We start from the raw sequence: 12753 nt of genomic DNA, 5'->3' as shown, positions 1-12753 counted from the left end.
CATGTCGTTGCGCCCGCCCCGGCTCGGCCTGAAGAAGCACGCCCTGACCGCGATCTCGTACCTGCTGCCGGTCGTCGTCGCGTCCGGTCTGCTCATCGCCATCGGCAACCTGGCCGGCGGCAAGGTGATCACCGACTACTCCCGGCCCTACGACTGGCAGTCCGCACTGGTCTCGCTCGGCGTGCTCGGCATGGGAATGCTGCCCGCCGTGATCTCCGCCGCCATCGCCTTCTCGATCGCGGACCGCCCCGGCATCGCACCCGGTCTGCTGGTCGGCGCCATCGCGGGCACCATCGGCGCCGGTTTCCTCGGCGGGATGCTCGGCGGTTTCTGCGTCGGGTGGTTCCTGCTGTGGCTGCGCAGGGTCATCAAGGTGCCCACCTGGGCCGAGGGCCTGATGCCGATGATGATCCTGCCGCTGCTGGCCAGTCTGGTGACCGGCCTGCTGATGTTCTTCGTCATCGGCGTCCCGATCGTGTGGGCCACCGAGCGGATGACGGACTTCCTGACCGCGATGCAGGGCTCCATGCGGTTCGTCTTCGGGGCCGTGCTCGGTGCGATGGCCGCGTTCGACTTCGGCGGCCCGGTCAACAAGACGGCCTCGCTCTTCGCCGACGGCCTGCTGCTGGAGGGTGTCCTGCAACCGGAGGCCGTCAAGATCCTCGCGTCGATGGTGCCGCCGTTCGGCGTCGGCCTGTCCTGGGCGCTCAGCGTCGTCCTGCGCCGCCCGATCTGGGGCCGGCGCGAGAAGGACAACATCAAGGTCGCCCTCCCCATGGGCGCCTGCATGATCACCGAGGGCGTCATCCCGGTCGCCGCCACCGACCTGATGCGCATGGTGGTGGCCTGCTCCTCGGGCGCTGCGGTCGGCGGCGGCTTCTCGATGCTGTGGAACATCGGCAGCCCCGTACCGTCCGGCGGCCTCTTCATCGTCCCGGCGATGAACCACCCGCTGCTGTTCCTGCTCGCGCTGGTGATCGGCTCGTGCGTGACCGCGCTGATCCTCTTCCTCTGGAAACCGCGGGTGACGGAGTCAGCAGAGTCCGCAGAGACCGCGGAGTCCAAGGAGGGCGCGGACGCGGCGGGCACGGACGGTGCGGACGGTGCGGCGGGCGCGGACGCCGCGCCCGGCGCCCGTACGACACCCACAGCCGCCACCCGCTCCTCTTCCCCCGGTGCCCCGCCCTCGGCCGGCAGCACCGATGTGAGCAAGGAGAAGGACGTGGACCCCTCGCAGATCACCTTCGTCTGACCCCTTGTCCGACCCCGGGCGCCCCGCCCGCCTCCCGCACCACAAGGAGCACGCTCGTGTACGAACCGATGGGACCGATGCTGCGCGCCGCACGCAAGGGCGGATACGCGGTACTTGCGGTCAACGCCCTCAACCTGGAGACGGCGGCGACGGTCGTCGCCGCCGCCGAACGGGCCCGTTCCCCGATCGTCATCAACCTGTACGAGGGCCATCTGCGCGCCCATCTCCCCGGACTGCAACTCATCGACGGGACAAGGAGAATGGCCGAGGCCGCCTCGGTGCCGGTGGCCGTCGGCATCGACCACGGCAAGGACGAGGCCCACGTCCGCAGGATGATCCACGCCGGATTCAGCAGCGTGATGATGGACGCCTCCGAGCGCCCCTTCGAGGAGAACGCTGCGGTCGTGCGGCGCACCGTGGAGTTCGCCACCGCCTACGGCGCCTCGGTCGAGGCCGAGGTGGGCGGGATGGGGGCGACCGCCGGCGGCCGGTTCACCACCGAGGACATGATGACCGACCCCGGGCAGGCCGCCCGGTTCGCGGCGCTCACCGGCGTGGACGCCCTCGCGGTGTCGTACGGGTCGAGCCACGGCGAACTGCCCCCGGGGTACACCCCGGCCCTGCGCTTCGACCGGCTGGCGGAGATATCCGCCCGCTGCGCGCTGCCGCTGGTGCTGCACGGCGGCAGCGGTACGAGCCCCGAAGACCTCGCCCGCTCCGTCGAGTTGGGCATCAGCAAGGTCAACATGGGCGCCGACTTCATGCGGGCGAACGTACGCGGATTCGTCGAGGCGTACCGGGCCGCGCCGGACGCGGAGCTGGTGGACCTGCTGGCCGCGGCACACGCCGAGGCGGCGGCAGTCGCACTGCGCTACCTGGAGCCCTGCGGGTCAGTCGGCCGCGCCCGGTGACAGGGCGTCGGCCACGTTCACGGTGACGCCCTCCGCGGCCAGCGCCTCGGCGAGTTCGGCGCTCGGAGCCGAGTCCGTGACGAGTACGTCGGCCATCCGCAGGGCACCGATGCGGGCGAACAGGGTCCGGCCGAACTTCGAGGAGTCGGCGACCACGATCACCGTGGTGGCGTGCCGCGCCATGGCGTCGATCAGTACCGCCTCCGCCAGGTGACTGGTGGAGAAGCCGCCCTTGGCGTCGACCGCGCCGACCCCGATGAGTGCGACGTCGCACCGGAACTCCACCCCGCTCTCCTGCGTGCAGTCCAGGCCGAAGGCGGAGGCCAGCGGACCGGTCGTGGTCATCGCACTGGCCCGTACGGGGCCGCCCACCAGGAAGAGTTCCTCCACGGCGCCGCCGACGACGGCCTCCGGCAGGAGCAGGTTGTTGGTGACGACGCGCAGTTGGCGGCGCTGGCGGAGCTTGCGCATCACCGCGAGGGTCGTCGTGCCCCCGTTGACGAACAGCGAGGCCCCGTCGCGGATGCAGGCCGCGGCGGCGTCCGCGATCGACTGCTTGTCCTCGGCGTGCAGCCTGGCCCGCACCTCGGTGCCGGTGTCCGGGTCGGGCACCAGGGACGTACTGACGGCACCCCCGTGGGTCCTGATCAGGGCGCCCTGGGAGTCGAGTTCGTCGAGATCCCGCCGGACGGTGTCCGCGGAGACCCCGAAGTGCCCGGCGAGCACGGCCACCGAGACCTGGTGGTGTTCGTTCACGTACGCGAGGACATCGGCCTTGCGGCCGGCCGGCAGCCGACCGCTCCTCGGCTCCTTGCCCCGCGGCTTGCGTGCGGTCATCGCAGTTCTCCCCAGATTGGCCGAAATTTCCAAAGATCAAAGGCGCACAAAAAGTACATTAGTCCCTAGATCCGCGCTTCGCTCCACAATAATCTCGCAGATAACAGCAGAAAGACGCAGAAAGTCCTCTGCTTCAGCGGCAAAAGATCGCACCCCGCCGCTCATCCTTCCGTCCCTTCCTCCCTACCCCTCACCCCTCATTCAAGGAGTTGCCGGACATGCTGCTCAGCGGACAGGCCATCCTCGCCCCGGCCCACGACCACGCCTTCTCCGTCCCCGCCTTCAACGTCAGCGACTACGCGATGCTCAAGGGCCTGGTCGAGGTCTGCGAGGAACTGCGCTCCCCACTGATCGTCGCCATCCACCCCGACGAACTCGCCCATGTGGGAGTCGACTTCATCCCCGCGGCCATCGCCTGGGCGCACCGGGCCACCGTCCCGGTCACCATCCACCTCGACCACGGCGCCGACGTGGACCAGGTCCTCACCGCCATCCAGGCGGGCTTCACCTCCGTCATGATCGACGGCTCGCTGCTCCCGTTCGACGAGAACATCGCCCTCACCAAGGAGGTCACCCGGATCGCGCACGCGGTCGGCGTGTCCGTCGAGGGTGAACTCGGCACCATCGGCAAGCTCGACGAGCAGGCCGAGGAGGGCGCCTCCGAGATCATCTACACCGACCCCGAGGACGCCCGCCGCTTCGTCGCCGAGACCGGCGTCGACTCCCTCGCCATCGCGATCGGCACCAGCCACGGCCTGTACCCGGCCACGATGACGCCCGAACTGCGCCTCGACCTGCTGGAGAAGATCAAGGAGACGGTGGACATCCCGCTCGTGCTCCACGGCGGCTCCGGCAACCCGGACAAGGAGATCGCCGGTGCCGTCGAGCGCGGCATCAACAAGATCAACATATCCAGCGACATCAAGGTCGCCTACCACCGGGCCATGCGCGAAGTCCTGGTCGCCGACCCCTCGTTGCGCGAGCCCAACCTCATCCAGCCGCTCAGCCTGCCGGCGATGAAGAAGGTGGCCGAGGAGAAGATCCGCCTCTTCCAGGCGGACGGGAAGGCCGACCTTTACTGACCCGAAGCGCGCCGAACCGGTCTGCACCGACCTGTTCCGCGCCGCTCCTACCTGGGCGGAGCGGATCCGCCCCCGCGAAGGCCGTCGGGCCCCGGCACGCACCGGAACCCGACGGCTTCCGCGCGTTGGGACGTCGAGAACGCAGGCAGGTGCGGTCGTGCGGCCGTGCCGTCGTGCGGCCGTGCGCTACGGCCCGGCGGGGCCCGGATCCGGTGGCCTCTTGCCGGAGTGGCAAGAACAGGTGCCTGCGGGTCAGGTGCCCCGGAAGAATGCGTACGTGCCGTGGCCGTGCTCCCGGGGCGGCGGACCCGGCGCCCCGGGAGCCACGCGGCAACCGGCTCTGCCGGCACACCCCCGGCCGAGCCCGGCACCACCACCCGACCGCCCCAGCAAGGGAGATGACGATGCCGACCACCACGCGCCGCGACACCCCGCCGCCCCGGACCGGAAGCAGCGAGTCCGAGGTTCTGCGCGGCTTTCTCGACTACCTCCGCTCCTCGATCGCCGCGAAGGTGGACGGCGCGCCCGAGCCGCAGGTGCGCACCGCCGAGGTGCGGTCAGGTACGACGCTGCTCGGGCTGCTCAACCACCTGACGTACGTGGAGCGTTCGACGTTCCTGGGGGAGGAGGTCACCGACTGGCCGGCGACGTCGCGGGCCGCACCGGCGGACAGCGTGGCCGATGTGGTCGCCCGCTACCGGGACGCGGTCGCGCGCGCGAACACGGTCCTCGACGGATGCACCGACCTGGCGGGCCCGCTTCCCGTCACCCGGCCCGGAAGGTCCGCGCCCAGCATCCGCTGGGCACTCACCCACATGATCGAGGAGACGGGCCGGCACGCGGGCCACGCGGACATCCTCCGCGAACTCCTCGACGGCACGACGGGGCGCTGACCCGTGCACACCTACGACGTCACCGTCACCACGAGCGCCCCGCCCGAGGCCGTCTGGAAGCTGCTGGTCGATGCGGCGAGCTGGCCGCGGTGGTCCAAGGTGGACAGCCTGGACACGGCACGCTCGATCGGCCTCGACCCCGGCGGGGACGACGAAGTCGGCGCCGTACGGGCCTTCCGTACGGGACGCACCGTGACGGGGGAGCGCCTCACCGAGAAGGTCGCCCCACGTCTGCTGGCCTACGAGGACGCCTTCAACTCCTCGATGCGCGACTACCGCGCACGCATCGAACTGCGGCCGGCGACGGGCGGGGGAACGGTCGTCCACTGGCACGGCAGCTACGAGATGGGCCGCCTCATGGGCTGGTTCATGCCGCGCTACCTCCAGAAGTTCATGCAGGGCATGGCGGAGGGCCTGGCCCGCCACGCGGAGGAGCTCGGGACGCCGCAGTGAGTGGGGGACGCCGTGCCGGCCCGGTGATCAGTTCCGGTACGCCGCCGTCGCGGTCTCCAGGAAGGACCGGACCAGGGGGTTGGTGTCGCCCTCGTTCCACGCCACCACGACACGGCTCGGGGGCATGTCGGTGAGGGGGACCACCGTCAGTTCCGGCGGGAGCAGGGTGTGGTCCAGCGGGGCCAGGCCGATCGTGCCGTTCCAGAGGACGGACTGCAGGCACTCCTGGACGGCGCGCACCACCGGGCCCTCGCGGGGGGTGCCGCCGTTCCAGTACGACTGCCAGGCCGGGTCGGTTCCGGGCGGGAACTGGAACCAGGAGCGGTCGGCCAGGTCGGCCGCCCGCAACCGGTCGCGACCGGCCAGCGGGTCGTCGGCGCGCAGCACCGCACCGACCGGATCGGCCCGCAGGACACGCACCGCGAGGGCGGTCCCGTCGAACGGCGCCCGGGTCAGGGCGACGTCGACCAGCCCGGCGCGCAGGCCGCAGGTGGGGTCGGTGAGGTCGGTGTCGCGGACGCGGACGTCGATGCGGGGGTGGCGGCGGCGGTAGGCGTAGGCCAGTCTGGCCGCTCCCGGGTCGGAGCCGCCGCCCAGGATGCCGACGGTGAGGGTCGCGACACCGGCCGCCGCGCTGACCCGTACCCGGGCCCGGTCCGCGTGGGCGAGCAGGGAGCGCGCCTCGTCGAGCAGCACCGTACCGACCGGTGTGAGCGTGACGCCGGCGGGAGTGCGGTGGAACAGCAGGGCCCCCGCCTCGGCCTCCAGCTGCTTGACCGCCCGGCTCAGCGGCGGTTGGCTCATGTGCAGTCGGGCGGCGGCGCGGCCGAAGTGGAGTTCCTCGGCGACCGCCACGAAATAACCCAGGGTCCGTAGCTCCACGCCGCAACGATACCCAGCGGGTATCGGCGTGCCGGAACAGGTCTTGGACGCCTGCCGGGCCCCGGCCGTTGACTCGTGGGCATGACCGAACAGAGCAGCTCCGACAGCCCGCAGACCCCTCCCACCGTGTCCGTGGTGCGTCCAGGCGAGGGCGAGACGATCGTCCTGGGCACCACCCGGATGCGCGTCCTGGAGGACGGCGAGCGCACCGGGCACCGCCTCGCCGTCACCGAGTCCGTACTCGCCCCGCACACCCAAGGGCCCCCGCAGCACCGTCACGCCGAGCACGACGAGGGCTTCTACGTCCTGTCCGGCACCGTGCGGTTCACCGTCGGCAACGAGGACCACGACGCCCCCGCGGGTACGTTCGTGACCGTCCCGCCCGGTGTCCCGCACACCTTCGCCAACCCGGCCGGCCGGCCCGCCGTCCTGCTCAGCGTCTTCACCCCCGACCTGTACCTCGGGTACTTCCGCGACCTGCGGGACGCGCTCGCCGACGGCCGCCCGATGACACCGGCGGAGCACATCGACGCCATGAGCCGCTACGCGACCCGGCCCGCCGGTCCCGCGGGACGCGGGCCGGCCGGAGCCGGGGAATGACGGTCATGAGCCTTGCCCACTGGGTGGTCTTCTTCTACTTCTGCGCGGGCACGCCGAAGGCGACCCGCAGCCGCGGCCGGCGGGTTCGTCGTGCCGCAGGCCGGACCGGCCCGCGGGGAGGGCAGCGACCCGGACGGGCGAACGGCCGCGTATGGAGCGCGTCAAGGCCCGTACGGGGCGCGTCAAGAGCGAGGGTTCGCACGTCAGGAGCCCGTTAACGGAAGCGGTGGGCCTTCCTGGAGGGGCTTTTCTGATCTCGGGGCGTACGGCGGACACCGCACCGTCCCGGGTCGCCAGACCCTCCCACTCACCCACTGCATCCAGGAGCTCACGATGGCCGATCTGGCCTTCGTCGTCACCACGCTCGCGGTCTTCGCGCTGGTGGCCCTCGTCGCCAAGGGGGTGACGAAGCTGTGACTGCCGAGAACATCGTCGGCCTGATCGTGGCCGTCTCCCTGCTGGGCTATCTGATCCTCGCCCTCGTGTACCCGGAGAGGTTCTGAGCCCGATATGTCTCCCGTCCTCGCCGGAGTGCTGCAGCTCCTCGCACTCGTCGCGGCCCTCGCGCTCGCGTACCGCCCCCTCGGCGACCACATGGCCGGTGTCTACTCCTCGCCCAAGCACCTGCGGGTCGAGAAGTGGATCTACAAGGCGATAGGCGCGAACCCCGCCACGGAGATGCGCTGGCCCGCCTATCTGCGCGGAGTCCTCGGCTTCTCGCTGGTGAGCGTGCTCTTCCTGTACCTGATGCAGCGGCTGCAGGGCAGCCTGCCCGGGTCGCTCGGCTTCTCCTCGATCGACCCCGACCAGGCGTTCAACACCGCCGCGTCGTTCGTCGCGAACACCAACTGGCAGTCGTACTACGGCGAGCAGGCCATGGGCCACGTCGTGCAGACCGGCGGCCTCGCGGTGCAGAACTTCGTGTCCGCCGCCGTCGGCATGACCGTCGCGGTCGCTCTCGTACGGGGCTTCGCCCGCTCCCGCACCGGTGAACTGGGCAACTTCTGGGCTGACCTGGTGCGCGGCACCGTCCGCATCCTGCTGCCGATCGCGGTCGTCGGCGCGCTCGTCCTGGTGGCGTGCGGCGCCATCCAGAACTTCTCCGGCATCCACGAGGTCGGCCAGTTCAACGGGTCCACCCAGCAGTGGAACGGCGGCGCGGTCGCCTCCCAGGAAGTGATCAAGGAGCTGGGGACGAACGGCGGCGGCTACTTCAACGCCAACTCCTCGCACCCCTTCGAGAACCCCAACGCGTTCTCCAACCTCTTCGAGATCTTCCTGATCCTGGTCATCCCGTTCGCGCTGACCCGCACCTTCGGCCGGATGGTCGGCTCGCTCAAGCAGGGCTACGCGATCCTCGCCACGATGGCGACGATCTGGCTCGGCTTCACCGCACTGATGATGTGGACCGAGTTCTCGCACAACGGCCCGGCGTTCGACCTGGCCGGCGGGGCGATGGAGGGCAAGGAGACCCGGTTCGGCATCGGCGGTTCGTCGATCTTCGCGGTGGCCACCACGCTCACCTCGACCGGCGCGGTGAACTCCTTCCACTCCTCGTACACCGGCTTCGGCGGCGGTATCACCATGCTGGGCATGCAGCTCGGCGAGATCGCGCCCGGCGGCGTCGGATCCGGCCTCTACGGCATGCTGATCATGGCGATCATCGCGGTGTTCATCGCCGGCCTGATGGTCGGCCGCACCCCCGAGTACCTGGGCAAGAAGATCGGCACCCGGCAGATCAAGTTCGCCGCCTGCTACATCCTCGTCACCCCGGCGCTGGTGCTCTGCTTCACCGCCGCCGCGATGGCCCTGCCCACCCCCGCCGACTCGATGACCAACTCCGGCGCGCACGGCTTCTCCGAGATCCTGTACGCCTACAGCTCCGGCGCCAACAACAACGGCTCCGCCTTCGCGGGCCTCAACGCCGACACCCAGTGGTTCAACAGCACCATCGGCATCGCCATGCTGCTCGGCCGCTTCCTGCCCATGGTGTTCGTCCTGGCGCTGGCCGGCTCGCTCGCCGAGCAGACGCCCGTACCGGAGACGGTGGGCACCCTGCGCACGCAGAAGCCGCTGTTCACCGGCCTGCTGGTCGGCACCATCATGATCATCACCGGTCTCACCTACTTCCCCGCCCTCGCGCTGGGACCGCTTGCCGAAGGGCTCGCATCATGAGCACACCTACCGTGACCACCGGTGACTCCGGGACCCGGGTCCCGCACCAGGACGTACCCACCGGCCACAAGCCCGAGGGCGACGGCCGCGTCGGCGGCGGTCTCTTCGACCCGGCACAGCTCCTCAGGTCCTTCCCCGACGCGATACGGAAGCTCGACCCCCGGGTGATGATCAAGTCCCCGGTGATGTTCGTGGTCGAGATCGGCTCCGTGCTGACGACCGTCTTCGCGGTGCTGAACCCGGGCGACTGGTTCGGCTGGGCGATCACCGCCTGGCTGTGGCTGACGACGATCTTCGCCAACCTGGCCGAAGCCGTCGCAGAGGGCCGCGGCAAGGCGCAGGCCGACACCCTGCGCAAGGCCAAGACCGACACCGTGGCCCGCCGGATCGTCGACCGCAGCGGCACCGGCGGGAACCGGGCCGACGAGGAGCACGTGCCGGGCACGGACCTGCGCATCGGCGACCTGGTCGTCTGCGAGGCGGGGGACGTCATCCCCGGTGACGGCGACGTCGTCGAAGGCGTCGCCTCGGTCGACGAATCGGCCATCACCGGCGAGTCCGCCCCGGTGATCCGCGAGTCCGGCGGCGACCGGTGCGCCGTCACCGGCGGCACCAAGGTCCTCTCCGACCGGATCGTCGTCAAGATCACCACGAAGCCCGGCGAGACCTTCATCGACCGGATGATCAACCTGGTCGAGGGCGCGGCCCGGCAGAAGACGCCCAACGAGATCGCGCTCAACATCCTGCTCGCGTCCCTCACCATCGTCTTCCTGCTGGCCGTCGTCACCCTCCAGCCCTTCGCCACCTACGCCGGCGCCGAGCAGTCCATGATCGTGCTCGTCGCGCTCCTGGTCTGCCTCATCCCGACCACCATCGGCGCACTGCTGTCCGCGATCGGCATCGCGGGCATGGACCGGCTCGTCCAGCGCAACGTGCTGGCCATGTCGGGGCGCGCGGTGGAGGCCGCCGGAGACGTCTCCACCCTCCTCCTCGACAAGACCGGCACCATCACCCTCGGCAACCGTCAGGCCGCCGAGTTCCTGCCGGTACGCGGTGTCACCGAGGCGCAGCTCGCCGACGCGGCCCAGCTGTCATCGCTCGCCGACGAGACCCCCGAAGGCCGCTCCGTCGTCGTACTGGCGAAGGAGAAGTACGGGCTGCGCGAGCGGCACCAGGGCGAACTGGCCGGGGCCGAGTGGGTGGCGTTCACCGCCCAGACCCGCATGTCGGGCGTGGACGTGGACGGACGCAAGGTGCGCAAGGGCGCGACCGGATCGGTCGTGAAGTGGGTCGAGGAGCAGGGCGGCAGTGTCGCGGCGGACGCCCAGGAACTCACCGACCGGATTTCCCAGGCCGGCGGCACGCCGCTGCTGGTGGCTCTGGAGGACGCCGACGGTGCGCGGGTCCTCGGGGTCGTCCACCTGAAGGACGTCGTCAAGGAGGGCATGCGGGAGCGGTTCGACGAGCTGCGCCGGATGGGCATCAAGACGGTCATGATCACGGGTGACAACCCGCTGACCGCGAAGGCCATCGCCGAGGAGGCCGGGGTCGACGACTTCCTGGCCGAGGCGACGCCCGAGGACAAGATGGCCCTCATCAAGCGGGAGCAGGCCGGGGGCAAGCTGGTCGCGATGACCGGTGACGGCACCAACGACGCCCCGGCACTGGCCCAGGCGGACGTCGGCGTCGCGATGAACACCGGCACCTCGGCCGCCAAGGAGGCCGGGAACATGGTGGACCTGGACTCCAACCCCACCAAGCTGATCGAGATCGTCGAGATCGGCAAGCAGCTCCTGATCACCCGCGGCGCCCTGACGACCTTCTCCATCGCCAACGACGTCGCGAAGTACTTCGCGATCATCCCCGCCATGTTCGCGGTGGCCTACCCGTCGCTGGACAAGCTCAACATCATGGGGCTGACCTCCCCGCAGTCCGCGATCCTGTCGGCCGTGATCTTCAACGCGCTGATCATCATCGCCCTCGTACCGCTCGCCCTGAAGGGCGTCCGCTACCGGCCCACCAGCGCCGACCGGATGCTCCGCCGCAACCTCGGGCTGTACGGACTCGGCGGCCTGATCGCCCCGTTCATCGGCATCAAGATCATCGACATGCTCCTCTCCCTCATCCCCGGAATCGGCTGATCACGTCATGAACAACTCCGTAGGAAACACCGGCCGGTTGCTGTGGGCGGGCCTGCGCGCGCTCCTCGTCCTCACCGTCGTGTGCGGGGTGCTCTACCCGCTCGCCGTCACCGGCGTCGCCCAGGTCGCCTTCCACGACAAGGCCAACGGCTCCGAGATCAAGGACCCCGCCACCGGTAAGGTCGTCGGCTCCGCACTCATCGGCCAGTCCTACAACCTCCCGGCGAAGAACCCCGACGACCCGGACGAGACCCCGCGCGCCGACCTCCGGTGGTTCCAGCCGCGCCCCTCGGGCGGACTGGGCACCAACAGCGTCAACACCCAGTACAAGCTGATCCTCTCCGGCGCCACCAACCTCTCCGGGGACAGCGGCGCCGTCGACGGCAGGTGCCCGGCCAGGCTCACCGACTACCGCACCGAGGACGAGCGGTCCACCCTCTGCTACCGGGTGCTCTCCGCCCGCCAGGCCGTCATCGACGACAACTCCACCCCCGACCACCGGGTCAAGCCCTCCGAGGTCCCCGCCGAGGCGGTCACCTCCTCCGCCTCCGGCCTCGACCCGCACATCTCCCCCGCGTACGCCCGGCTCCAGGTCCACCGGGTCGCCGCGCGCAACCACCTCGACGTCGCCGCCGTCGAGAAGCTCGTCGCCGGGCACACCCAGGGCCGCACCCTCGGCTTCGTGGGGGAGCCCCGGGTGAACGTCCTCGAACTCAACCTCGCCCTCAAGTCCCTCGTGGCCAAGGGGTGACCGGCTTAACCGGCGGCCGGCGCCACCCCGCGTCCAGCGGGGCACGCCGGCCGCCACCGCATCGACAGGAAGGCCGCACACCGATGAGCCGGGTGCTGGTGGTGGAGGACGACCCGCAGCTCGTCCGCGCCCTCGTGATCAACCTTCAGGCCAGGGAGTACGGGGTCGACGCTGCCCCGGACGGTGCCAGCGCGCTGCGGACGGCCGCCGCCCGCCACCCGGACGCGGTCCTCCTCGACCTCGGACTGCCCGACATGGACGGCGTGGAGGTCCTGCGGGCACTGCGCGTCTGGACCGCGGCACCCGTCCTGGTGCTCTCCGCCAGACGGAGCTCACCGGAGAAGATAGAGGCCTTCGAGGCAGGCGCGGACGACTACCTGACGAAACCGTTCAGCATGGACGAACTCCTCGCCAGACTCCGGGCCGCACTGCGCCGCACGGGCCCCTTCCCCCAGGCGCCGGAAGCCCCCGCGGTCGTCGACGCGGGCGAGTTCTCGGTCAACCTCGTCGCGAAGAAGGTCAGCAGGGCGGGCCGGGACGTACGGCTCACCCCCACCGAGTGGCAGCTCCTGGAAATACTGATCTGCAACCCGGGCCGGCTCATCACCCAGCGCCGCCTCCTCCAGGACGTCTGGGGCCCCGCCCACAGCAACAACTCCAACTACCTCCGGGTGTACATGGCCCAGCTGAGGCGCAAGCTGGAACCAGACCCCTCCCACCCCCGGTACCTGATCACCGAGCCGGGCATGGGCTACCGCTTCGAGGCATGAGAGACA

Annotated in this window: 13 protein-coding genes; 11 read left to right on the top strand and 2 right to left on the bottom strand. The window is 70.4% G+C overall.

The features are described 5' to 3' along the window. The first annotated feature begins 1 nt into the window (after window position 1). Entirely contained in the window at window positions 2–1252 is a 1251-nt protein-coding gene (locus ACFYVL_RS02480; protein ID WP_389240897.1) for a PTS fructose transporter subunit IIC, read from the top strand. 56 nt (window positions 1253–1308) lie between these two features. After that, a complete protein-coding gene (locus ACFYVL_RS02475; protein ID WP_389240896.1) occupies window positions 1309–2163 on the top strand; it encodes a class II fructose-bisphosphate aldolase in 855 nt (284 codons plus the stop codon). Here ACFYVL_RS02475 and ACFYVL_RS02470 read toward each other — a convergent pair. Beyond that, complete coding sequence (locus ACFYVL_RS02470) at window positions 2143–3000, bottom strand: DeoR/GlpR family DNA-binding transcription regulator (protein WP_389240895.1); 858 nt, start codon at window positions 2998–3000, stop codon at window positions 2143–2145. The genes ACFYVL_RS02475 and ACFYVL_RS02470 overlap by 21 nt on opposite strands. A gap of 218 nt (window positions 3001–3218) precedes the next feature. On the opposite strand from ACFYVL_RS02470, the gene ACFYVL_RS02465 reads away from it, so the two are divergent. The 3 genes from ACFYVL_RS02465 (at window position 3219) to ACFYVL_RS02455 (ending at window position 5428) form a co-directional block, all read left to right on the top strand. Then, window positions 3219–4082 (top strand): ketose-bisphosphate aldolase, encoded by an 864-nt coding sequence (locus tag ACFYVL_RS02465; protein WP_389240894.1) that lies wholly within the window; start codon window positions 3219–3221, stop codon window positions 4080–4082. A gap of 404 nt (window positions 4083–4486) precedes the next feature. Next, a complete protein-coding gene (locus ACFYVL_RS02460) occupies window positions 4487–4975 on the top strand; it encodes a DinB family protein (protein WP_389240893.1) in 489 nt (162 codons plus the stop codon). Window positions 4976–4978: 3 nt separating this feature from the next. Beyond that, the gene (locus ACFYVL_RS02455) at window positions 4979–5428 is read left to right on the top strand and encodes an SRPBCC family protein (RefSeq protein ID WP_389240892.1); all 450 of its coding nucleotides are present in this window, start codon (window positions 4979–4981) and stop codon (window positions 5426–5428) included. 27 nt (window positions 5429–5455) lie between these two features. Here ACFYVL_RS02455 and ACFYVL_RS02450 read toward each other — a convergent pair whose 3' ends face one another. Beyond that, complete coding sequence (locus ACFYVL_RS02450; protein WP_389240891.1) at window positions 5456–6310, bottom strand: LysR family transcriptional regulator; 855 nt, start codon at window positions 6308–6310, stop codon at window positions 5456–5458. 81 nt (window positions 6311–6391) lie between these two features. Between ACFYVL_RS02450 and ACFYVL_RS02445 the strand changes: the two genes are divergently transcribed. The 6 genes from ACFYVL_RS02445 (at window position 6392) to ACFYVL_RS02420 (ending at window position 12747) form a co-directional block, all read left to right on the top strand. After that, window positions 6392–6910 carry a cupin domain-containing protein gene (locus ACFYVL_RS02445; RefSeq protein ID WP_389240890.1) on the top strand — a complete coding sequence of 173 codons (519 nt, stop codon included), beginning with the start codon at window positions 6392–6394 and terminating at the stop codon, window positions 6908–6910. A gap of 413 nt (window positions 6911–7323) precedes the next feature. Further along, window positions 7324–7413: a K(+)-transporting ATPase subunit F gene (gene kdpF, locus ACFYVL_RS02440; protein ID WP_037647273.1), complete on the top strand. Its 90-nt coding sequence runs from the start codon at window positions 7324–7326 to the stop codon at window positions 7411–7413. A gap of 7 nt (window positions 7414–7420) precedes the next feature. Further along, complete coding sequence (gene kdpA / locus ACFYVL_RS02435; protein ID WP_389240889.1) at window positions 7421–9085, top strand: potassium-transporting ATPase subunit KdpA; 1665 nt, start codon at window positions 7421–7423, stop codon at window positions 9083–9085. Next, window positions 9082–11226, top strand: a complete 2145-nt coding sequence (gene kdpB / locus ACFYVL_RS02430; protein ID WP_389240888.1) for a potassium-transporting ATPase subunit KdpB — start codon at window positions 9082–9084, stop codon at window positions 11224–11226. The genes kdpA and kdpB overlap by 4 nt, the downstream gene beginning before the upstream one ends. 7 nt (window positions 11227–11233) lie before the next feature. Continuing rightward, window positions 11234–11977, top strand: coding sequence for a potassium-transporting ATPase subunit C (locus tag ACFYVL_RS02425; RefSeq protein WP_389240887.1), 744 nt, complete (start codon window positions 11234–11236; stop codon window positions 11975–11977). Between the two features lie 83 nt (window positions 11978–12060). After that, entirely contained in the window at window positions 12061–12747 is a 687-nt protein-coding gene (locus ACFYVL_RS02420) for a response regulator (RefSeq protein WP_389240886.1), read from the top strand. Window positions 12748–12753 lie beyond the last annotated feature (6 nt).

It is taken from the genome of Streptomyces sp. NPDC004111, assembly GCF_042874215.1.
Taxonomy (GTDB): domain Bacteria; phylum Actinomycetota; class Actinomycetes; order Streptomycetales; family Streptomycetaceae; genus Streptomyces.
Note: the sequence above shows the minus strand (reverse complement) of the source record. Positions and strands in the feature narration are given on the sequence as shown.